Raw genomic sequence first — 20,743 nt, forward strand, 5'->3', positions numbered from 1 at the left:
GACATGTCCCGTATCCAGAAGACTTTCGCGGCGCTGGCCGCGCAGAACAAGAAGGGCCTGATTCCGTTCATCACGGCGGGCGATCCCGAACCCGGCCTGACCGTGGCACTGATGCACGCGCTGGTGGAAGGCGGCGCCGATGTGATCGAACTCGGCGTGCCGTTCTCGGACCCGATGGCCGATGGTCCGGTGATCCAGCGTGCCTCGGAGCGCGCGCTGGCCCAGGGCGTTTCGCTGAAGCACGTACTGGCGTGGGTATCGGAATTCCGCCAGAAAGACGACGCGACGCCCGTGGTGCTGATGGGCTACGCCAACCCGATCGAACGCATGGGCGAGGAAGCCTTCGCCAAGGCCGCCGCGGCGGCCGGCGTGGACGGCGTGCTCGTGGTGGACTATCCGCCCGAGGAGTGCGAGTCGTTCGCCGGCCTGATGCGCGCGAACGGCATGGACCCGATCTTCCTGCTGGCACCGACCTCGACCGACGACCGCATCGCCGCCGTGGCGAAGGTGGCCAGCGGCTATCTGTATTACGTCTCGCTCAAGGGCGTGACCGGCTCGGCCACGCTCGATCTCGACAGCGTGGCGGCACGCCTGCCGCTGATCAAGCAGCATGCCAACCTGCCGGTGGGTGTCGGTTTCGGCATCCGCGACGCCCAGACCGCCCGCGCCATCGGCAGCGTGGCCGATGCCGTGGTGATCGGCAGCCGCCTGGTGCAACTGCTCGAAGACGCCCCGCGCGACCAGGCCGTGACGGCGCTGCGCGACTTCATCGGCGGTATCCGCGCGGCACTGGACGCCTGAACCAAGGTCCAAGCGAAGTGGATTTCGCTGGAAATCGATGCGCCGCGCGTGCCGTGAGCGTCTTATGCTGCACAATCGGCGCGTTTCGCTTCGGCCCGGCGGGCCGGGCATGGTAAATTCGCGGCCTGATTCCCTGCCAGCGCTGTCACATGGCGCGCGGCGGCTATCCGAAAGGAGCTTTCATGAGCTGGTTGGATAAACTCCTCCCTCCCAAGATTCAACAGACCGACCCCTCCACCCGCAAGGGCATTCCGGAAGGGCTGTGGGTCAAGTGCCCGTCGTGCGAGTCCACGCTGTACCGTACCGACGTCGAGGCCAATCTGCACGTCTGCCCGAAGTGCGACCACCATATGCGCATCCGCTCGCGCGAGCGGCTGGACAAGCTGCTGGACGCCGAGGGCCGCTATGAGATCGGCCAGGAGATCGTGCCGGTCGACGCGCTGAAGTTCAAGGACACCAAGAAGTACCCGGACCGCATCAAGGCCGCCATGGAAGACACCGGCGAGACCGATGCGATGGTGGTCATGGGCGGTGCGATCCATACCATCCCGGTGGTGGTGGCGTGCTTCGAGTTCGAATTCATGGGCGGTTCGATGGGTTCGGTGGTGGGCGAGCGCTTCGCCCGCGGCGCCCAGGCGGCGCTGGAGCAGAAGGTGCCGTTCATCTGCATTACCGCCACCGGCGGCGCGCGCATGCAGGAAAGCCTGCTGTCGCTGATGCAGATGGCCAAGACCACGGCCATGCTGAACCAGCTCTCGAATGCCAAGCTGCCGTTCATCAGCGTGCTGACCGACCCGACGATGGGTGGCGTGTCGGCCTCGTTCGCGTTCCTGGGTGATGTGGTGATTGCCGAGCCCAAGGCGCTGATCGGCTTTGCCGGCCCGCGCGTGATCGAGCAGACCGTGCGCGAGAAGCTGCCGGAAGGCTTCCAGCGTGCCGAGTTCCTGCTGCAGAAGGGCGCGATCGACATGATCATGGATCGCCGCCGCCTGCGCGCGGAACTGGCCCAGTTGCTGGCGCTGCTGCAGAAGCAGCCGGCCGACGCGGTAGCCTGACGCGTTGGCGTGATTTGCAGGACAATGGCGCGGGTGCCGTCACCCGCGCCATTTTCATTTTGTCGAGCCGTTCCCTCAGCATGCCCATCTTCCACACTCTCCCCGACTGGCTGAAACACCTCGAAACCGCCCATCCCGTAGGCATCGACATGGGTTTGACGCGGATTGCGCGCGTCAAGGAGGCGCTGGGCCTGCGGATCGACGCCGTGGTCTTCACGGTGGGCGGTACCAACGGCAAGGGGTCGACCTGCGCGATGCTCGAACGCATCCTGCTGGAAGCCGGCTACAAGGTGGGGCTGCATACCTCGCCGCACCTGATCTCGTTCAACGAACGAGCGCGGCTCAACGGCGAGCAGGCCACCGACGCCCAGCTCCTGCCGCACTTCGAGGCCGTGGAACGCGCCCGCACCAGCTTTGCCGATCCGGTCAGCCTGACCTATTTCGAGTTCACGACGCTGGCGATCATCCACATGTTCGCGGCCAGCGGCCTGGACGCCATCATCCTGGAGGTGGGGCTGGGCGGCCGGCTGGACGCCACCAATGTGATCGATACCGACTGCGCGGTCATCACCAGCGTCGATATCGACCACACCCAGTACCTTGGCGACACGCGCGAGAAGATTGGCTACGAGAAGGCCGGCATCTTCCGCCCGCACGTGCCGGCCATCGTCGGCGACCCGCTGCCGCCGCAGTCGGTCATCGACCATGCCGAAGCCGTGGGCGCCGATCTCTGGCTCGTGGGGCGCGATTTCCGCCATCAGGCGGCGCCGGGCCAGGAGCGCCAGCAGTGGGACTGGACGGGCCGCGAGCGCAAGCTCAACGGGCTTGGCTATCCGGCGCTGCGCGGCGCCAACCAGTTGCTGAATGCCTCGGCGGCGCTGGCGGCCTTGCAGGCCATGCGCCCGCGCCTGCCGGTCAGCGCCCAGGAAGTGCGCAACGGGCTGGCCTTCGTCGAGTTGCCGGGCCGCTTCCAGGTGATTCCCGGCCGACCCGCCGTGATCCTGGATGTTGCGCATAATCCACACGCGACCGCCGCGCTCGGCCAGAACCTCGAAAACATGGGGTTCTTCCGCTACACGTATGCGGTGTTTGGCGCGATGGCCGACAAGGACATTGCCGGCGTCATGCAGCAGGTGGCCGACAAGGTGGACCACTGGTGCCTGTGTGACCTGCCCACGGAGCGCGCGGCCACGGCCGCCGACCTGCGCGAGGCGCTCGACGCCACGGGCTTCCGCGAGGGGCCGGACAACAGCGCGGCAACCTTTGCCAGCCCCGAACTGGCCTATCGCGATGCCATCGGAAGAGCGACCGAGGATGATAGAATCCTGGTCTTCGGGTCGTTCTACACCGTGGCCGGCGTGCTCGCTTACCGGGCCACGCAGGCCAACTGAGTCGACCGGCTTGCCGGTTCACGGCGCCGCCAACCCCGCGGCGGCCGGAACGACATCGCACCGAACATCAACATTGGGCATCTATGGGCCTGCTTTCGCTGTTTTCGTCCCGCAAGGGCAATGATCCGGCTCCCGAGCGCGGTCGCCGCGCACGCACGGAACCGGGCGCCGGCATCGGTGCGTCGCGCCGCACGGCCGACGACTACGCCGACCGCGCCGACGACAGCCTCGACCCCGATTTTCCCCAGAAACAACGCGCCCGCCGCCGCCTGATCGGCGCCGTGGTGCTGCTCGCGGCGGCCGTCATCGTGCTGCCCATCGTGTTCGAGCACAAGCCGCGCCCGGTGTCCGAGGACGTGGCCGTCAAGGTGGCCAACGGGCAGGGCACGCAGAAACCCAAGGTCGAGCCGCGCAAGGCCGATCCGCTGCCGCCCCAGCAGGCCCCGGCCGCCCGCAATGACGCGGCGCTCGATGCCGGCGAGGAAATCGTCAACACGCCGGCCGCCGCCGAGGCGAAGGTCGCCGACAAGCCGGCGGACAAGCCCGCCGACAAGCCCGCCGCCAGTGCCAATACCAAATACCTGATCCTGATCGGTGCGTTCTCCTCGGAGGAACGCGCCCGGAACTGGCTCGCCAAGCTCAAGGAGAGCAAGGTGCCGGCCTATGTGGAGAAGAAGACCGTTTCCGACCGCGACCTGATCCTGCTGCGCGCCGGCCCGTTCACCAGCCGTGACGCCGCCGATGCGGCGGACAGGAAGGTGCGCGCCGTGGGCCTGAGTTCGAAGGTGGTGGAGCAGTGATTTGGTGAGTCGCCCCCTCTACCCGATTGCAGGGCGGCGAATCGCCCCCATCTGACAGGGACCGACGGTCGGACGCATGGAATTTACCTATTTTGACTACGCGGTTGGCTTCATCCTGCTGGCGTCGGCGTTGCTGGGCCTGCTGCGTGGGCTGGTGCGCGAGATGCTGGCGCTGGTGGGCTGGGTCGTGGCCTTCCTGCTGGCGTTCCATTTCGGCGAGGCCGCCGCGCAGTACATGCCGGAATCGCTGCCGGGCGGCAGCATGACGCGCACGGCGCTGGGGTTCCTCTCGGTGTTTTTCGGCACGTGGATCGTGGCGGCGCTGGCCGGTGCCGTGGCCACCCGGGCACTGGAGACCACGGGCCTGAAGCCGGCGGACCGCGGCCTGGGCCTGGTGTTCGGGCTGGCGCGCGGCGGGCTGATCGTGATCCTCGTCGTGGTGCTGGCCAGCCTGACCAAGCTGCCCGAGGAACCGTTCTGGCGCAACGCGGTGTCGCGCCCGTATGTGATGCAGGGCATGGAGGAATTCCGGCAATGGCTGCCGCCCGACCTCGCCAAGTATGTAAAGATCTGATTCTGATCGATTCGAACCGAATCGACTGGCGGGCGCTCCCACCGGGGCGGCCGCGAGGCAGTACCAACGCAGTCCCGTCGCGTACATGGCGGGATGGCGCCCCTGAATTATTTGCCTTTCCTGGGAGTTCGGCATGTGCGGTATCGTCGGCGTGGTTTCCACCAGCCCTGTCAACCAACTGATCTATGACAGCCTGCTGCTGTTGCAACACCGCGGACAGGATGCAGCCGGCATCGCCACGGCCAACGGCAGCACCTTCCACATGCACAAGGCCAACGGCCTCGTGCGCGATGTGTTCCGCACGCGCAACATGCGCGGCCTGCCGGGAACGTCGGGCATCGGGCAGGTCCGCTACCCGACCGCCGGTTCATCGAGCGAGGAAGAAGCCCAGCCGTTCTACGTGAATGCCCCGTACGGCATCATGCTGGCCCACAACGGCAACCTGACCAATTCGGCGCAACTGCGCGAGGAAATGTTCCGCCGCGACCGCCGCCACATCAACACGCATTCGGACTCCGAAGTGCTGCTGAACGTGCTGGCCGACGAGCTGCAGCGCGCCAGCGGCGGCAAGGCCCTCGATCCGGACATGATTTTCACGGCCGTGGCCGGCATGCACCGCCGCGTCAAGGGTGCCTACGCGATCACGGCCCAGATCTCGGGCTACGGCCTGCTGGCCGTGCGCGATCCGTTCGGCATCCGTCCGCTGTGCATCGGCAGCATGGACACGCCGACCGGCAAGGAATACCTGATTGCCTCGGAATCGGTGGCGCTCGAAGGCATGGGCTACACGATGGACCGCGACGTGGCACCGGGCGAGGCGATCTTCGTCGACCTCGACGGCAAGCTGCACAGCAAGCAGTGCGCCGACAACCCGCAACTGACGCCGTGCATCTTCGAGTACGTGTACCTGGCCCGTCCGGACTCGTGCATCGATGGGGTGCCCGTCTACGACGCGCGCCTGCGCATGGGTGACTACCTGGCCGAGAAGATCCGCCGCGAAGTACCGGCCGGCGAGATCGACGTGGTCATGCCAATTCCCGATTCGAGCCGTCCGGCCGCCATGCAGGTGGCCAACCGGCTGGGCGTGCCGTACCGCGAGGGCTTCTTCAAGAACCGCTACGTGGGCCGCACGTTCATCATGCCGGGCCAGGCGGTGCGCAAGAAGTCCGTGCGCCAGAAGCTCAACGCGATGGGCGTGGAGTTCCAGGGCAAGAACGTGCTGATCGTCGACGATTCGATCGTGCGCGGCACCACCTCGTTCGAGATCGTGCAGATGGCGCGTGACGCCGGCGCCAAGAAGGTGATCTTTGCCTCGGCCGCGCCGCCGGTGAAGTTCCCGAACGTGTACGGCATCGACATGCCCACGCGCAGCGAACTGGTGGCCCACGGCCGCACCGACGAGGAAGTGGCCAGGATGATCGGCGCCGACCAGCTCGTCTACCAGGATGTGGAAGCGCTGAAGCAGGCCCTGCGCGACATCAACCCGAACCTGCGCGAATTCGACGCGTCGTGCTTCGACGGCAAGTACATCACCGGCGATATCGACGAGGCCTACCTCGACCGCCTGGAAATGTCGCGCACGACGGCGGACCGCGAAGGCCCGAGCGGCGAGACCGAGCGTTCGCAGCTCCACCTGCAGCGTTCGAGCAACCACGAGTAACCCATCCACACTGGCAGCGACTGCAGCATGAGCGAACCGTTCCAACCCGAGTCCTACGGCATCGATACCCTCGGCGTGCGTGCCGGCACCCTGCGCTCCAGCGATTTCATGGAGCACTCCGAGGCGATGTACCTGACGTCGAGCTTCTGCTTCGACAACGCGGCCCAGGCGGCCGAACGGTTCGCCAACTCGGAAGAGGCGTACACCTACTCGCGCTTCACCAACCCGACGGTGTCGATGTTCCAGTCGCGGCTGGCCGCGCTGGAGGGCGCCGAGGCGTGCATGGCCACGGCGTCGGGCATGAGCGCGATCCTGTCGGTGGCGCTGGCCTCGCTGCAGTCCGGTGACCATCTGGTCAGCTCGCGGTCGATCTTCGGCTCGACCATGACGCTGTTCAACACGATCCTGGCCAAGTTCGGGGTGGAAACGACCTACGTGGACAGCGGCGACCTGTCGGCATGGCGCGCGGCGGTCAAGCCCAACACGAAGCTGTTCTTCCTGGAGACGCCGTCGAATCCGCTGACGGAAGTGTCCGATATCGCCGCCGTGGCCGACATCGCGCACAACGCCGGGGCGCTGTTCGTCGTGGACAACTGCTTCTGCTCGCCGGCGCTGCAGCAGCCAATCAAGTTCGGCGCCGACGTGGTGGTGCACTCGGCCACCAAGCACATCGACGGCCAGGGCCGGGTGCTGGGCGGCGCGGTGGTGGGCAAGCACGACTACATCATGGGCAAGGTCTTCCCGTTCGTGCGGACGGCCGGGCCGACGATGTCGGCGTTCAACGCCTGGGTCATGCTCAAGGGCATGGAGACGCTGGCCATCCGCATGGAGCGCCACTCGCAGAGCGCGCTGCAGATCGCCGAATTCCTGGAATCGCACCCGGCCGTGAACCGCGTGTTCCACCCGGCGCTGAAGTCGCACCCGCAGTACGAGATTGCCCGGCGCCAGCAGAGGGGCGGCGGCGCGATCGTGTCATTCGAACTGAAGGGCGATACGCCGGAGCAGATGCGCGCCAACGCCTGGCGCGTGATCGACAGCACGAAACTGTGCTCGATCACCGGCAACCTCGGCGACACGCGGACCACGATCACGCATCCGTACACGACCACGCATGGCCGTGTAGCACCTGAGGTCAAGGCCGCCGCAGGGATCAGCGAAGGGCTGATCCGGCTGGCCGTGGGACTGGAGACGGTCGGGGACCTGAAGGCAGATTTGCTGCGCGGGTTGGGGCAGTAATACGGCTTCTTCCAAATGTTTTCTCCCCTCTCCCACTGCGCGGGAGAGGGGGGGCTCTCAGCCGTTGATACTCACCGCAGCATCCGCCTGCGCAGCAGCACCAGCGCCACCACCAGCGCCACCACGGCGTACGCCGCCAGCACCGCCACGTGCAGCGTGGCACCTTCCACGGGCCTTCCCAGCATCAACGGACGAATCAGCGCCACTGCGTGCGACAGCGGCAGCAGTTGCGTCGCCTTCTGCGCGCCCTCGGGCAGTTGTTCGAGCGGGAAGAACACGCCGGACAGCAGCAGCATCGGCGTCATGATCAGCGTCTGGTAGAACATGAAGAAGTCATAGCTCGGCGCCAGCGCCGTCACGATCATCGCCAGGCTGGCGAACGTGATGCCGGCCAGCACGATGACGGGCAGGGCTGCCAGCGCGCCGGGGAACTGCGCATAGCCCAGCGCGCCCGCCACCAGCATGATGGCGGCGCCGGACAGCACCGCCTTGCTCGTCGCCCATAGTATTTCTCCTAGAACGACATCGCCGAGCGTCAGCGGGGCGTGCATGATCGCCTCCCACGTGCGCTGCACGTGCATGCGCGAGAACGCCGAATACATCGACTCGAAGCTGGCCGACATCATCACGCTCGACGCCGTGGTGCCCGCCGCGAGAAAGGCGATGTACGACACGCCGTTCACCTGCCCGACCAGCAGCCCGAGACCAAGTCCCAGGCCGAACAGGTAGATCATCGGATCGGCCAGGTTGCCGATCATCGACGGGATGGCCAGCTTCTTCCAGACCATGTAGTTGCGGTACCAGACCATCATCCAGTTGCGCGCGTTACGCGGCAGCAGGGGCTGGGGATAGTGCTGGGCGGGGGCAGCGGTGCCGGGCAGGGCCACCCCGGGGGTGCGTGGATCTTGTTCGCTCATGTTGGTCTCGTCAGTCACGCCCTGTCAGTCGCGCATCTCGCGGCCGGTCAGCTTGAGGAAGACGTCCTCCAGGTTGGCGGGGCGATGCAGGTAGCGTACGCCGCCCTTGCCGTGCAGCGCGGCGAGCAGCGGGTCGGGGTTGCGCACGTAGCAGAACAGCGTCTCGCCGCGCATCTCGGTGCGGTCGGCCAGCGGCGTCAGCGTGGCGCGCAGCGGTTCGAGTTCGTCGCCATAGACTTCCACCACGTCGCAGCCGATCTCGCGGTCGATCAGCTCGTGCGGCTTGCCCTCGGCAATCTTGCGGCCGGCGTCGATCACGCACAGGTGATCGCAAAGCCGCTCGGCCTCTTCCATGAAGTGGGTGGTCAGCAGGATGGTCTTGCCGGCCGACAGCAGCGATCTGAGCCGCTCCCAGATCAGGTGCCGGGCCTGCGGATCGAGGCCCGTGGTGGGCTCGTCCATGACCAGCAGGTCCGGATCGTTGATCAGCGCCCGCGCCACGGTCAGGCGCCGGCGCATGCCCCCCGAAAGCTCGCGGACCTGGGCGTCGGCCTTGTTTTCGAGACGCGCGAATTCGAGCAGCTTGGGCACGCGTGCGGCGATCTCGGCCGACGACAGGCCGAAATAGCGGCCGAAGATGCGCAGGTTCTCTATCACCGAGAAATCCGGGTCGAGGTTGTCGAACTGGGGCACCACGCCCACGCGCATGCGGGCCTGTGGCGCGCGCTGGGGGATCGGCTCGCCGCACAGCGTGAGCGTGCCCGAGGCCGGCGTGGTGAGCCCCAGCAGCATGCGCAGCGTGGTGGTCTTGCCGGCGCCGTTGGGCCCCAGCAGGCCGAAGCACTGGCCGGGATGCACTTCGAGGTCGAGATTGTCGACGACGACGGTGTCGCCGTAGAGCTTGCGCACGTTGCGCATCTGGAGAATGGCGGTCAAGGTCAGGATTCCCTGAAGGCGGTTTTCGCCATTATGCCGGCCATCGGTGCCGCGATTGTTGGCGCGTGGCAGTCTCTCCATTCCATTCCCGGACGCCAGGCGAAAAAAAACCGCCAGCGAACTGGCGGTTTTCTTATGGCAATGCGCGAATCAGTAGAGCTTCTTCGGCAGCATTTGCATGCGCAGACGCTTGCGCAGGCGGGCCTCGGCAGCCTTCTTCTTGCGCTTGCGCTCAGTCGTCGGCTTTTCGTAGGCGGTGCGGCTCTTCAGTTCCACGATCAGGCCAGTCTGCAGAATGGCGCGACGGAAACGACGCATTGCAACTTCAACGGGCTCGCCCGGCTTCAGAACGATCTTAGTCAATTCAGTCCTTCAGGATTGGCCGCCACAAGGGCGGAGGGTTCATAGAGGGGAAACGTGCCACGTCGGGCTCCGGAGCCTTCCGTGACGGTGGTAATCGCACGCATCGGCGAATGCCGCGGTGCGCCCCCTAGAACCGCTGCGGACCGAAATCCGTACTGCTAGTGTCAGGGGTGACGGGCCAAATTTTCCTAGCTAGGTAAAAACTTGGCGGACTACCTGTTTCCGTGGATATTGCGCAAGAAATACGCCGGTAAGCTTTTACAGGTATACCGGAGGTCAGTCAAGTACATCAGGGCAATCGGCTATTCTACCGCAGAACCGGGGGCAAGGGGAGGGAGTGTGGCGGCGCCACCGTCGCATCGCGCGGGAGGGCGCGCAGCCAATGGACGGGCGGCGGCGCACAAAGAAAAAGGCCGATGCTTTCGCATCGGCCTTCGTCTTGAATTTTTTGGCTCCCCGACCTGGGCTCGAACCAGGGACCTACGGATTAACAGTCCGGCGCTCTACCAACTGAGCTATCGGGGAACAGCTGAGAAAGAAATTATAACCAGCTTCTCTTCGTTTCGTCAACAACTTTTTAACGTTTTGTTTTCGTCAGCAGTTGTAGCAAAAACTCTGGTTCGCCTTGGAACCCGCCTGCAGCAAGCGTTTCCGCCTTTTTGCCGCGTTGCCGTGTTCAACAGCGAGGCCGCATTATAGCCAGCTTTTTGATTTGTGCAAACAAAAAAATCGCCCGGAGGCGATTTTTTTGCGACGCTGTCAAAACGTTCAGTCGAACACCGGCGTTTCCACGCCCAGCACCTTGTGCAGCTTCGGCGAGGTGGTGGTGTACTGCATGTGGATCTTCTTGTCCGGGAAGATGTACGGCGCGGCGCCGAACGCAGCCAGGGCGGCCTCGTGGAAGCCCGACAGGATCAGCTTCTTCTTACCCGGATACGTGTTGATGTCGCCCACGGCGAAGATGCCCGGGATGTTCGTCTCGAACTTCTCGGTATCCACCTTGATCTGCTTGCGCTCCAGGTCCAGGCCCCACTCGGCGATCGGGCCGAGCTTCGGCGACAGGCCGAAGAACACCAGCAGGTCGTCCACGGGCAGGCGGCGCGTCACGCCGTCGCCGCCGGTGACCTTCACTTCGGTCAGGACGCCGTCTTTTTCCTCGTAGCCGGCAATCTGGCCAACCAGGAACTGCATTTCCATCTGTTCGCACAGCTCGCGCATCTTGGCCACCGAAGCCGGTGCGGCACGGAAACCGTCGCGGCGGTGGATCATCACCACCGATTCGGCCTTGCCGACCAGGTCCAGCGTCCAGTCCAGCGCCGAATCGCCGCCGCCCACGATCACGAGGTTGCGGCCGTGGAAGCGGCTCGGGTCCTTCACGCGGTAGAACAGCTGCTTGCCGTCGAACTTGTCGATGCCTTCGACCTTCACCGTGCGCGGCTGGAACGAGCCCACGCCGGCGGCGATGAAGATGGTCTTGGTGATGAAGCGGGTTCCGAGCGACGTTTCCACGAAGAAGCGGCCGTCTTCGCGGCGCTCCACGACGGAAACTTCCTGGCCCAGGTGGAACGTGGGCGAGAACGGCTCGATCTGCTTGAGCAGGTTGTCGGTCAGTTCCTGGCCCGTGCAGATGGGCACGGCCGGGATGTCGTAGATCGGCTTGTCCGGATACAACTCCACGCACTGGCCGCCCACTACCTTGAGCGAATCGATCACGTGGGCCTTGATTTCGAGCAGGCCCAGTTCAAACACCTGGAACAGCCCGACCGGGCCGGCGCCGACGATCAGCGCATCGATTTCCAGCGGCTGGCCGCCGGTGTTGCCGCCGGCCTGCTGCGTTGCGTCGGCCACGGGATTTGGAATGCTCAAGTCCATATTCGTCCTGATACGTTGGGGGCAATGGCGTGCCCGGTATTACGGGAAAGCGCGTGGGGACGGCTTTCTGTGACGCTGGCCGGCCGGTCCGGCGCGTGCCGGTGGCTGCGGCCGGGCCGCGTCGGTCTTCTTAGCGCTGCAGGTATTGCAGCTTGCCGGTGGCGTCCTTCCATTCCTCGGCCTCGGCCAGCGGGGCCTTGGTCTTGGTGATGGACGGCCAGCTACGGGACAGTTCGGCGTTCAGCTCGATATATTCCTGCTGGTCGCCGGGGACGTCTTCCTCGGCGTAAATCGCGTTCACCGGGCATTCGGCCACGCACACGGCGCAATCGATGCACTCGTCGGGATCGATGGCCAGGAAGTTCGGGCCTTCGCGGAAACAATCGACCGGACACACATCAACGCAGTCGGTGTAACGGCAACGGATGCAGGCTTCGGTGACAACGTGAGTCATTTCGGTTCCAGAAAAACGGATCGGTCTTCGATGGGGATTTGTCCAGGGCCGCTTCTTGCCACCGCTCGCGCGAGTTGTCCGCTACGCGACGCACGCCGCGCGTGTCAATCGGTATAACTGGGGGCGAACGGGGGCCGTGGCCTTTCAAAGACCGATATTGTAGCCGAGCCACTCCGCAAGGATAGCGACTCTATATAGCCGGGTCAGATAGTTTTCTTATTTCTTTATTAGTTTCCGCCGCATCTGGCGCCGAAACCGGCGCACGGGGCCGGTCTCCGGCGGTTCGGCGGACCCGCCCGCAGGCGGAAAGGCTACTATTCCCATGTCTGATGCGTGGCTTCTGGCGCCTTGCTGGAGCACCGAGAGGGAGATGACGACCATGGCGGTCCGTACCTTGATCCGTATGTTGAGTGCTTTTTGCGCCGCATTTCTGATGCTTGGCGGCAGCCCGGCGTTGGGCCAGCCGGCGCCCGGGTCCACGCCGGGTGTCGACGACATGGCTGGCAGCGTGGTGTCCCGGCTCGTGGCCTGGCGGGCCCGGACCGACCAGCCTGTGGCGCTGGGGTCGCTGACCGCGTTCGAATGGGACAGCTTCAGCGTGGAACGGGTGCCCGCCGGCGTGGCGATGGCCAACTGCGGCCGCGACGGCTTCGTACCATGCGACAAGGGCCTGCAGCCGGCGCCCGATGGGCTGGTGCAGGTGCTGCGCTTCGACCGCGCGGGGCAGGCCGTCTACCAGGAGCGGATCATCGTCGGCTCGGCCAGCTTTGCCGAGCCGCTGCCGGCGGCCGTGCCGCGCGGGCGGGCCACGCTGGTCACCTGCGCCGATGGCACGGGGCGGCGGCTCTGGTGCGTGCAGTCGGGGCCCCGCCCGGCGTTGCCGGGGCTCGACGGCGCCTGAGGGCCCGCGGTTGGCGCGAACCATCGCGTGACTTTCGGTTAGCATGGTGGCCTGACACCGCAGCCCCCCAGCCATGATCATCCGTTCCCTGCTCGACACCGACCTGTACAAGTTCACGATGATGCAGGTGGTGCTGCACCATTTTCCGCAGGCGCAGGTCGAGTACAAGTTCAAGTGCCGCAACGCAGGCGTCGACCTGACGCCGTATGTCGACGAGATCCGCGCCGAACTGGCCAGCCTGTGCCAGCTGCGCTTTACCGACGACGAACTCGACTACCTGCGCGGCATGCGCTTCATCAAGAGCGATTTCGTCGACTTCCTCGCGCTGTTCCACCTGAACGAGAAGTACGTGGTCGTGCAGCCGTCGGCATCGGGCCATGGCGAGATCGATATCACGATCCGCGGCCCGTGGCTGCATACGATCCTGTTCGAGATTCCGCTGCTGGCCATCGTCAACGAGGTGTACTTCCGCCGCACGCAGCCGCAGCCCGATCTCCAGGAAGGGCGCCGCCGGCTGGAGGAGAAGCTCGACCTGCTCAAGGTGCCGCAATACACCGACTGCGTGATTGCCGACTACGGCACGCGCCGCCGCTTCTCGCGCGACTGGCAGGAGGAGGTGCTGCTGTCGATGCGCCGCATCCTGGGACCGCAACTGGCCGGCACCAGCAACGTCCATTTCGCGCGGCTGCACAACATGACGCCGCTCGGCACCATGGCGCACGAGTACCTGCAGGCCTGCCAGGCGCTGGGCCCCCGGCTGCGCGATTCGCAGGTCTACGCGCTGGAGAACTGGGCGCGCGAGTATCGGGGCGACCTCGGGATCGCGCTGTCCGATACCTACGGCTTCGACGCGTTCCTGCGCGATTTCGACCTCTACTTCTGCAAGCTGTTCGACGGCGTGCGCCACGATTCGGGCGATCCGTTCGAGTGGGGCGAGCGCATGCTGGCTCACTATGCGGCCAACCGCGTCGATCCGCGCAGCAAGACGCTGATCTTCAGCGATGCGCTGCATATCCCGAAGGTCATCGAGCTGTACGAGCGCTTCCGCCACCGCTGCAAGCTGGCCTTCGGCGTAGGCACCAACCTGACCAACGACCTGGGCTACACGCCGCTGCAGATCGTGATCAAGATGGTCCGCTGCAACGGCCAGCCGGTGGCCAAGCTGTCCGACACCCCGGAGAAGACCATGTGCGACGATCCCGGCTACCTGTCCTATCTGCGCCAGGTGTTCGAGGTCAAGGCCGGTCATTGACTCGTAAAAACGCCAAAATATCAGGACGCCATGGAAACCAACGCCGCCCGTGACCGTATCTTCGCCCGCATCCGTGCCGCCCAGGGCAGGGGTGCCAGCGTGACCGAGGGCGAGCGCGCCGCCGTGGCCGACTATCTCGAACGTCATCCGCAAGGCCCCCAGCCGGCCATCACGGCGGGGCTGGCCGAAGCGTTCACGGTACAGGCGCAGAAGATGGCTTCCACGGTGGATCGCGTGGCCATGCTGTCAGACGTGCCGGCGGCGGTCGCCCGCTATCTCGACGGCCTGCAACTGTCCCGCCGCGCCGTGGCCTGGACCGCGCTCGGCGATCTGCCGTGGGCTGCGCAAGGGCTGAGCGTCGAGTGCCGGCCGCCGCTGCGCGATGCGCAGGCCGACCACGACCATGGCGATCTGGTGGGCATCACCGGATGCTTCGCCGCCATCGCCGAGACCGGCTCGCTGATGCTGCTGTCGGGGCCGGACACCTATGCCTCGGCCGCGCTGCTGCCCGAGACGCATATCGCCGTGGTGCCGGTGCCGCGCATCGTCGCCAATCTCGAAGCGGCGTTCGCGCGGATGCGGGCCGAGCATGGCCAGTTGCCGCGTGCCACCAACATCATCAGCGGGCCGTCGCGCACGGGCGACATCGAGCAGACCATCGTGCTCGGGGCCCATGGGCCGTATCGTGTGCACGTGGTGCTGGTGGGCGATGAGGGCGGCTGAGCTGCGCCCGACGCCGCACTTTGAGACCTTTCTCACAGGGCTTTGCTTTACACTGGCCGCTTCGTAGCGCGCTGACGTTCCAACGCCCCGGTGAGACCCCGGACGCGCGCGCCTGTCGTCACCGCGAGATAGGAGTTACCGTTCGATGCGACGTGTCACCACGCTGCTTCCCCAGATTCTGATTGCCGCGACGCTGCTGTCGCCCGCGTGGGCGCGGGCGGCGGACGTCGACGGCGCCACGCTGTCGGCCGCCTGGGGCGTGCCCTTTGCCGGCATCCTGCTGTCGATTGCCCTGTTCCCGCTGTTCGCGCCAAAGTTCTGGCACCACCACTACGGCAAGATCGCCCTGGTCTGGGGCCTGCTGTTCCTGGGCCCGTTCGCGGCACAGTTCGGCTGGCACGCGGCCGCCACCAGCACGGTGCACGCACTGCTGGCCGAGTACATTCCGTTCATCGTGCTGCTGACCGCGCTCTACGTGGTGGCGGGCGGCATCTGCGTGCAGGGCAACCTGCACGGCACACCGAAGCTGAACACGGCGATCCTTGGCCTTGGCACCGTGCTGGCCAGCCTGATGGGCACCACGGGCGCGGCGATGCTGCTGATCCGGCCGCTGCTGCGCGCCAATGACAACCGCAAGCATGTGGCGCACGTGGTGGTGTTCTTCATCTTCCTCGTGGCCAATGCCGGCGGGGCGCTGACGCCGCTGGGCGATCCGCCGCTGTTCCTCGGTTTCCTCAAGGGCGTGGAATTCACCTGGACGCTGCGCAACATCCTGCCCGAGACGCTGTTCATCTGGGTGGTGCTGCTGGGCCTGTTCTATCTCGTGGACCGGCACTATTTCCAGAACCGGGAAGAGGAACTGCACCGCTCGCAGGATCCCACGCCGGACTCCACCGGCATCCGCATCATTGGCAAGGTCAACTTCGTGCTGCTGCTGGCCGTGGTGGGTCTGGTGCTGATGAGCGGGCTCTGGAAGCCCGGCACCGCGTTCGACGTGATGGGCACCGAGGTGCCGCTGCCGGCGTTGGCGCGCGACGTGCTGCTGGTGGCCGTGACGATCGTGTCGCTGGTCGTCACGCCGCGCGCGGCGCGCAGCGGCAACGAGTTCAACTGGGAGCCGATGCTGGAAGTCGGCAAGCTGTTCGCGGGCATCTTCCTGACGATCATCCCGGTCATTGCCATGCTCAAGGCCGGCACCGACGGCGCGTTCGCCGGCGTGATCCGCACCGTCAGCGACAGCAACGGGCAGCCGATCGACAGCATGTACTTCTGGGCCACCGGCATCCTGTCGTCGTTCCTCGACAACGCGCCGACCTACCTCGTGTTCTTCAACACGGCCGGCGGCGATGCCGCCACGCTGATGACGCGCGACGCCTCCACGCTGGCGGCCATCTCGGCCGGCGCCGTGTTCATGGGCGCGAATACCTACATCGGCAACGCCCCCAACCTGATGGTCAAGGCGATTGCCGAAAGCCGCGGCGTGCGCATGCCGAGCTTCTTCGGCTACATGGCGTATTCCTGTGCCGTGCTGGTGCCGCTGTTCCTCGTGATGACGTTCCTTTTCTTCCACGTATAGCCATGAAGCCCTCTGTCCTGGTCACCCGTGCCATCTTTCCCGACGTGATCGAACGTCTCTCGCAGTACTTCGACGTCGACGACAACCAGCAGGATCTCGTGCTCGATGCCGCGGCGCTGCGCCAGCGGCTGGCCGGCAAGGCCGGCGTGCTGGCCAACGCCGCCGACCGCATCGACGGCGAGGTGGTGGCCGCGCTGCCGCAACTGCGGGCGGTGTGCAACATGGCGGTGGGCTATAACAACCTTGACCTGCCGGCGCTGACGGCGGCGGGCATCGTGGCGACCAACACCCCCGATGTGCTGACCGAGACCACGGCGGACTTCGGCTGGGCGCTGCTGATGGCGACGGCCCGCCGGGTGACCGAGGGCGAGCACTACCTGCGCGCCGGCAAGTGGGAGCGCTGGAGCTACGACATGCTGGTGGGCATGGACCTGCACGGCAGCACGCTTGGCATCCTCGGCATGGGCCGCATCGGGCAGGGGCTGGCGCGGCGCGCCGCGGGCTTCGACATGCAGGTGATCTATCACAACCGCAGCCGGTTGCCGGCCGACGTGGAGCAGTCACTGAACGCGCGCTATGTCAGCAAGGCCGAACTGCTGCAGCAGTCGGACCACCTGATCCTGGTGCTGCCGTACAGCGCGGCGAGCCACCACGCGATCGGCGCGGCCGAGCTGGCACAGATGAAACCGACCGCGACGCTGGTGAACCTGGCGCGCGGCGGCATCGTCGACGACGCGGCGCTGGCCGCCGCGCTGCGGGCCGGCACGATCTTCGGCGCTGGCCTCGACGTGTTCGAGGGCGAACCGAGCGTGCATCCCGACCTGCTGACCGTGCCGAATGTGGTGTTGACGCCGCATATCGCGAGCGCCTCCGAGAAGACACGTCGCGCCATGGCCAACCTCGCGGCGGACAACCTGATTGCTGCGCTCGATCTCGGGCCGCAGGCCGGCCACCCGCCAACCGTGATCAACCCCGATGTGCTGCCGCGTCGTCGTTGATGTTGCGCCGGTGATCTCCTGATCTCTCCCTCCGTTGCTGTCATGCCTCTGATTTCGTGGCTCACGCTGGCCGCCGCCCTCGTGGCGGTGCTGCTGCTGGCCGTCCTGCTCGTGCGCCAGTCGCGCAACACCTCCGCCGATCTGCTGCCGATGCTCGGCGACCTGCGCGACGATATCCGTGAAGACACGGCACGCGGGCTGGAACGGCTCGATCGCGACCTGCGGCTGGAACTGGCCGAGATGGCGCGTGGCAGCCGCGGCGAGGCGGGCCAGCACATGCTGCGCTTCCAGCAGCAGTTGTCGTCGCAACTGACGAGCATGGCCACGGTCCAGCAGCAGCAACTGGCGCAGATGTCCGAGGCCAATGAACGCCGGCTGGCAGACGTGCGCGCCACGCTCGAACAGAAGCTGCGAGATATCGAAGCCAACAACGCCGCGAAACTGGAGGAAATGCGACGTACCGTGGACGAGAAGCTGCACGCCACGCTCGAACAGCGACTTGGCGAATCGTTCAAGCTGGTGTCGGAGCGGCTGGAGCAGGTCCATCGTGGGCTGGGCGAAATGCAGATGCTGGCGCAGGGCGTGGGGGACCTGAAGCGGGTGCTGACCAACGTGAAGTCGCGCGGCACGTGGGGGGAAGTACAGCTTGAAATGCTGCTCGAACAGGTGCTCACGCCGGAGCAGTACGGCAAGAATGTCGAGACGGTGCGCAACTCGGGCGCCCGGGTGGAGTTCGCGATCCGGCTGCCGGGACGCGACGCGGGCGCGGCGCCGGTCTGGCTGCCGCTCGACGCCAAGTTTCCCAAGGAGCAGTACGAACGGCTGATCGACGCGCAGGAGCGGGGCGACGCCGAGGCTGCGCAGGCGGCGAGCCGCGAACTGGAAACGGCGGTGAAGCGCGAGGCGCAGCGCATTGCCGAGAAGTACCTGTCTCCACCGGCCACGACCGACTTCGCGATCCTGTTCCTGCCGACCGAGGGGCTCTATGCCGAGGTGCTGCGCCGCCCCGGACTGACCGACCTGCTGCAGCGCGATTTTCGCGTCACGGTGGCCGGGCCGACCACGCTGACGGCACTGCTGAACAGCCTGCAGATGGGCTTCCGGACGCTGGCGCTGGAACGCCGGTCGAGCGAAGTCTGGGAAGTGCTGGGGGCGGTGAAGACCGAATTCGGCAAGTTCGGCGAGGTGCTGGCTAAAACGCGCGATACGCTGGTGCGGGCCGCGCGCAATATCGAACAGGCCGAGGTGCGTACGCGCCAGATGGAGCGCAAGCTGCGCACGGTCGAGGCGTTGCCGGGGGAACTGGCGGAACAGTTGCTGGGGACGTCGGGGCCGGTGGTGCCTGATGAAGCGGAAGCAGGCAACGAAACTGGCGATTCGGCGATGGAGTCAGCCGTGGCTCCCGAGCGTGGGGCAGGGCAGGAGGACCGCCTGATCTAGCATCGGGGCGGTCCGGACAGGCGGAGCGTGTTACTGGCGGTCTTCCGGGGTCAGTTCGCGCACGTGCACCTCGATGCCGCCGAAGCGGGCGGCCACCCAGTTATAGGCGCGGCAGCCGAGCCACAGCAGGCCAAAGCCGATCAGGGCGTTCAGGATCAGGGCCGTGAAGACGGCGATGCCCGGCAGGTCGCCGTAGCGCACGAACGCCACGAACAGGCCCATGGCGACGATTGGCACCGAGAAACACAGATACACGAGCACCAGCGCGCGGGCTGTCTTGACGGGGTGGAGGTACGCGATCTCCTGGTTCATGACGACAGACACAATGTTGGGGGATTCGGGATTTTCGTGCTGCAAGTGTAGCGACTGCGATCTGCGACGCATAGAGTGGCCGACTGGCGGACGATGCATTTCGGGAAACGGCGTTCGCTTTCCGCGCAGAGTGCGGCGCAAATACGACACCCGTCCGTCACACCCGCCGTCGCCTCCGGCTTGCGCCCAGGCCCTCAGATTAGTCCGTCGAACATCATCACGCTGACCGGATCGCCGGCCGCCACCGCGCCCTGGTCGTGGCCGAGCACGATGAAGCAGTTGGCCTCGCTCATCGAGCGCAGCACGCCCGAGCCCTGCTGGCCGGTCAGGCGGACTTCGAGGTTGCCGTCGGGGCCGGCCGCCACGATGCCGCGCTGGTACTCGGTGCGCCCCGGCCGCTTGCGGATCGGCATGGCACTCGGCACCCGGAACTGCGGCAGCGGCGCCACGTCGGCACCCATCAGCCGGTGCAGCGCGCTGCGCACGAACTGATAGAACGTGACCATCACGGCCACCGGGTTGCCAGGCAGGCCGAACAGCACGGCCTCGTGGCCGCCCGAGGCGATGCGTCCGAATGCCATTGGCCGGCCCGGACGCATGGCGATCTTCCAGAAGCTGACGTCGCCAAGGCGCGCCATGATCTGTCTGGTGTAGTCGGCATCGCCCACGGACACCCCACCCGAGGTGATGATCGCGTCGGCGTTCTCGCAGGCGCTGCGGAAGGCGGCCTCCATGGCGGCCGGCTCGTCACGCACCACGCCCATGTCGATCAGGTCCACGCCGAGCCGCTGCAGCATGCCGTGCAGCGTGTAGCGGTTCGAGTCGTAGACGCAGCCCGCGTCGAGCGGCTCGCCAATCGAGCGCAGTTCGTCGCCGGTGGAGAAGAACGCCACGCGCAGGCGCCGCCGTACTTTCACTTCTGCCACGCCCAGCGAGGCCAGCAGGCCCAGGTCAGCCGGGGTAAGGACGCGCCCGGCGCGCAACGCGGCCTGGCCCACGGCGAGGTCTTCGCCCCGCAGCCGGCGGTTGTCGCCGGCCCGGACGGCATCGGTGCCGAAGCGGACCTGCGCGCCATCACATAGTACTTCTACGAGTTCCTGTGGAATCACAGTGTCGCAACCGGCCGGCATGACGGCGCCGGTCATGATGCGGACAGCCTGACCGGCCTGCGGTGCACCTGCGAAGGCATTGCCGGCCAAGGCCGTGCCGCCCACGTCGAGCACAACGTCCTGACCCGCTGCCAGCGCTGCGCCGGCAAACGCGTAGCCGTCCATGGCCGAGTTGTCGTGGGCCGGCACGTCGATGGCCGATACCACATCGTGCGCGAGCACGCGGCCCAGCGCCGATCGGATCGCCAGTTGCTCGATGCCGCGCACGGGCTCGATCACGTCGCCGATGATGGCCGTGGCGCGGGAAACGGGCAGCGCCGTGGGGTCGTAGTCGGACAGGCAGGAGATGACGGATTGCAGGGAAGGCATGCGG

At 66.2% G+C, this 20,743-nt stretch carries 20 protein-coding genes and 1 tRNA gene; 13 read left to right on the forward strand and 8 right to left on the reverse strand.

Going from position 1 to position 20,743, the window contains the following annotated elements:
* The first annotated feature begins 3 nt into the window (after positions 1-3).
* From trpA to EV147_RS02980, 7 genes are all read left to right on the forward strand, one after another.
* Positions 4-801 (forward strand): tryptophan synthase subunit alpha, encoded by a 798-nt coding sequence (gene trpA, locus EV147_RS02950; protein ID WP_130389623.1) that lies wholly within the window; start codon positions 4-6, stop codon positions 799-801.
* 182 nt (positions 802-983) lie between these two features.
* On the forward strand, positions 984-1,856 hold the full coding sequence (gene accD / locus EV147_RS02955; protein ID WP_130389624.1) for an acetyl-CoA carboxylase, carboxyltransferase subunit beta: 873 nt from the start codon (positions 984-986) through the stop codon (positions 1,854-1,856).
* 80 nt (positions 1,857-1,936) lie between these two features.
* Entirely contained in the window at positions 1,937-3,247 is a 1,311-nt protein-coding gene (gene folC / locus EV147_RS02960) for a bifunctional tetrahydrofolate synthase/dihydrofolate synthase (protein ID WP_130389625.1), read from the forward strand.
* 83 nt (positions 3,248-3,330) lie between these two features.
* Positions 3,331-4,047 carry an SPOR domain-containing protein gene (locus EV147_RS02965; protein ID WP_130389626.1) on the forward strand — a complete coding sequence of 239 codons (717 nt, stop codon included), beginning with the start codon at positions 3,331-3,333 and terminating at the stop codon, positions 4,045-4,047.
* A 76-nt stretch (positions 4,048-4,123) separates the two neighbouring features.
* Positions 4,124-4,621 carry a CvpA family protein gene (locus tag EV147_RS02970; protein WP_130389627.1) on the forward strand — a complete coding sequence of 166 codons (498 nt, stop codon included), beginning with the start codon at positions 4,124-4,126 and terminating at the stop codon, positions 4,619-4,621.
* 133 nt (positions 4,622-4,754) lie between these two features.
* A complete protein-coding gene (gene purF / locus EV147_RS02975; protein ID WP_130389628.1) occupies positions 4,755-6,281 on the forward strand; it encodes an amidophosphoribosyltransferase in 1,527 nt (508 codons plus the stop codon).
* A 27-nt stretch (positions 6,282-6,308) separates the two neighbouring features.
* The gene (locus EV147_RS02980; protein ID WP_130389629.1) at positions 6,309-7,517 is read left to right on the forward strand and encodes an O-succinylhomoserine sulfhydrylase; all 1,209 of its coding nucleotides are present in this window, start codon (positions 6,309-6,311) and stop codon (positions 7,515-7,517) included.
* A 71-nt stretch (positions 7,518-7,588) separates the two neighbouring features.
* Here the strand turns inward: EV147_RS02980 and EV147_RS02985 are convergent, their stop codons facing one another.
* The 6 genes from EV147_RS02985 to fdxA all read right to left on the reverse strand — a co-directional run bounded on the left by EV147_RS02985 (position 7,589) and on the right by fdxA (position 12,059).
* Positions 7,589-8,434, reverse strand: a complete 846-nt coding sequence (locus EV147_RS02985; RefSeq protein ID WP_130389630.1) for an ABC transporter permease — start codon at positions 8,432-8,434, stop codon at positions 7,589-7,591.
* 24 nt (positions 8,435-8,458) lie between these two features.
* Positions 8,459-9,370, reverse strand: coding sequence for a nodulation factor ABC transporter ATP-binding protein NodI (nodI, locus tag EV147_RS02990; protein ID WP_130389631.1), 912 nt, complete (start codon positions 9,368-9,370; stop codon positions 8,459-8,461).
* A 150-nt stretch (positions 9,371-9,520) separates the two neighbouring features.
* Positions 9,521-9,733 (reverse strand): 30S ribosomal protein S21, encoded by a 213-nt coding sequence (rpsU, locus tag EV147_RS02995; protein ID WP_008648415.1) that lies wholly within the window; start codon positions 9,731-9,733, stop codon positions 9,521-9,523.
* A gap of 449 nt (positions 9,734-10,182) precedes the next feature.
* Positions 10,183-10,258 (reverse strand) — tRNA-Asn (locus tag EV147_RS03000).
* A 243-nt stretch (positions 10,259-10,501) separates the two neighbouring features.
* Positions 10,502-11,605 carry an NAD(P)/FAD-dependent oxidoreductase gene (locus tag EV147_RS03005; RefSeq protein ID WP_130389632.1) on the reverse strand — a complete coding sequence of 368 codons (1,104 nt, stop codon included), beginning with the start codon at positions 11,603-11,605 and terminating at the stop codon, positions 10,502-10,504.
* 130 nt (positions 11,606-11,735) lie between these two features.
* Positions 11,736-12,059 carry a ferredoxin FdxA gene (gene fdxA, locus EV147_RS03010; protein WP_130389633.1) on the reverse strand — a complete coding sequence of 108 codons (324 nt, stop codon included), beginning with the start codon at positions 12,057-12,059 and terminating at the stop codon, positions 11,736-11,738.
* A gap of 433 nt (positions 12,060-12,492) precedes the next feature.
* On the opposite strand from fdxA, the gene EV147_RS03015 reads away from it, so the two are divergent.
* From EV147_RS03015 to EV147_RS03040, 6 genes are all read left to right on the forward strand, one after another.
* Entirely contained in the window at positions 12,493-12,960 is a 468-nt protein-coding gene (locus EV147_RS03015) for a hypothetical protein (protein ID WP_235844589.1), read from the forward strand.
* A 73-nt stretch (positions 12,961-13,033) separates the two neighbouring features.
* Positions 13,034-14,212, forward strand: coding sequence for a nicotinate phosphoribosyltransferase (gene pncB / locus EV147_RS03020; protein ID WP_130389634.1), 1,179 nt, complete (start codon positions 13,034-13,036; stop codon positions 14,210-14,212).
* Between the two features lie 30 nt (positions 14,213-14,242).
* On the forward strand, positions 14,243-14,935 hold the full coding sequence (locus tag EV147_RS03025) for a LutC/YkgG family protein (protein ID WP_130389635.1): 693 nt from the start codon (positions 14,243-14,245) through the stop codon (positions 14,933-14,935).
* Positions 14,936-15,080: 145 nt separating this feature from the next.
* The gene (locus tag EV147_RS03030; RefSeq protein ID WP_130389636.1) at positions 15,081-16,511 is read left to right on the forward strand and encodes a sodium:proton antiporter; all 1,431 of its coding nucleotides are present in this window, start codon (positions 15,081-15,083) and stop codon (positions 16,509-16,511) included.
* Between the two features lie 2 nt (positions 16,512-16,513).
* Positions 16,514-17,509: a 2-hydroxyacid dehydrogenase gene (locus EV147_RS03035; protein ID WP_130389637.1), complete on the forward strand. Its 996-nt coding sequence runs from the start codon at positions 16,514-16,516 to the stop codon at positions 17,507-17,509.
* A gap of 42 nt (positions 17,510-17,551) precedes the next feature.
* The gene (locus tag EV147_RS03040; protein ID WP_130389638.1) at positions 17,552-18,949 is read left to right on the forward strand and encodes a DNA recombination protein RmuC; all 1,398 of its coding nucleotides are present in this window, start codon (positions 17,552-17,554) and stop codon (positions 18,947-18,949) included.
* A gap of 30 nt (positions 18,950-18,979) precedes the next feature.
* Here the strand turns inward: EV147_RS03040 and EV147_RS03045 are convergent, their stop codons facing one another.
* Positions 18,980-19,261 (reverse strand): hypothetical protein, encoded by a 282-nt coding sequence (locus tag EV147_RS03045; protein WP_130389639.1) that lies wholly within the window; start codon positions 19,259-19,261, stop codon positions 18,980-18,982.
* A 194-nt stretch (positions 19,262-19,455) separates the two neighbouring features.
* Positions 19,456-20,739: a molybdopterin molybdotransferase MoeA gene (moeA, locus tag EV147_RS03050; protein ID WP_130389640.1), complete on the reverse strand. Its 1,284-nt coding sequence runs from the start codon at positions 20,737-20,739 to the stop codon at positions 19,456-19,458.
* Positions 20,740-20,743 lie beyond the last annotated feature (4 nt).

Source organism: Cupriavidus agavae (assembly GCF_004217045.1).
GTDB lineage: Bacteria > Pseudomonadota > Gammaproteobacteria > Burkholderiales > Burkholderiaceae > Cupriavidus > Cupriavidus agavae.

What these genes read in the sequence shown, in the direction of transcription:
- EV147_RS03025 (WP_130389635.1), top strand. Translation starts at nt 14,243, where the DNA reads ATGGAAACCAACGCCGCCCGTGACCGTATCTTCGCCCGCATCCGTGCC.
- EV147_RS03035 (WP_130389637.1), top strand. Translation starts at nt 16,514, where the DNA reads ATGAAGCCCTCTGTCCTGGTCACCCGTGCCATCTTTCCCGACGTGATC.
- EV147_RS03040 (WP_130389638.1), top strand. Translation starts at nt 17,552, where the DNA reads ATGCCTCTGATTTCGTGGCTCACGCTGGCCGCCGCCCTCGTGGCGGTG.
- pncB (WP_130389634.1), top strand. Translation starts at nt 13,034, where the DNA reads ATGATCATCCGTTCCCTGCTCGACACCGACCTGTACAAGTTCACGATG.
- EV147_RS03045 (WP_130389639.1), bottom strand. Translation starts at nt 19,261, where the DNA reads ATGAACCAGGAGATCGCGTACCTCCACCCCGTCAAGACAGCCCGCGCG.
- EV147_RS02985 (WP_130389630.1), bottom strand. Translation starts at nt 8,434, where the DNA reads ATGAGCGAACAAGATCCACGCACCCCCGGGGTGGCCCTGCCCGGCACC.
- EV147_RS03030 (WP_130389636.1), top strand. Translation starts at nt 15,081, where the DNA reads ATGCGACGTGTCACCACGCTGCTTCCCCAGATTCTGATTGCCGCGACG.
- moeA (WP_130389640.1), bottom strand. Translation starts at nt 20,739, where the DNA reads ATGCCTTCCCTGCAATCCGTCATCTCCTGCCTGTCCGACTACGACCCC.
- folC (WP_130389625.1), top strand. Translation starts at nt 1,937, where the DNA reads ATGCCCATCTTCCACACTCTCCCCGACTGGCTGAAACACCTCGAAACC.
- EV147_RS02980 (WP_130389629.1), top strand. Translation starts at nt 6,309, where the DNA reads ATGAGCGAACCGTTCCAACCCGAGTCCTACGGCATCGATACCCTCGGC.
- fdxA (WP_130389633.1), bottom strand. Translation starts at nt 12,059, where the DNA reads ATGACTCACGTTGTCACCGAAGCCTGCATCCGTTGCCGTTACACCGAC.
- accD (WP_130389624.1), top strand. Translation starts at nt 984, where the DNA reads ATGAGCTGGTTGGATAAACTCCTCCCTCCCAAGATTCAACAGACCGAC.
- EV147_RS03005 (WP_130389632.1), bottom strand. Translation starts at nt 11,605, where the DNA reads ATGGACTTGAGCATTCCAAATCCCGTGGCCGACGCAACGCAGCAGGCC.
- EV147_RS02970 (WP_130389627.1), top strand. Translation starts at nt 4,124, where the DNA reads ATGGAATTTACCTATTTTGACTACGCGGTTGGCTTCATCCTGCTGGCG.
- EV147_RS03015 (WP_235844589.1), top strand. Translation starts at nt 12,493, where the DNA reads ATGCTTGGCGGCAGCCCGGCGTTGGGCCAGCCGGCGCCCGGGTCCACG.
- trpA (WP_130389623.1), top strand. Translation starts at nt 4, where the DNA reads ATGTCCCGTATCCAGAAGACTTTCGCGGCGCTGGCCGCGCAGAACAAG.
- EV147_RS02965 (WP_130389626.1), top strand. Translation starts at nt 3,331, where the DNA reads ATGGGCCTGCTTTCGCTGTTTTCGTCCCGCAAGGGCAATGATCCGGCT.
- purF (WP_130389628.1), top strand. Translation starts at nt 4,755, where the DNA reads ATGTGCGGTATCGTCGGCGTGGTTTCCACCAGCCCTGTCAACCAACTG.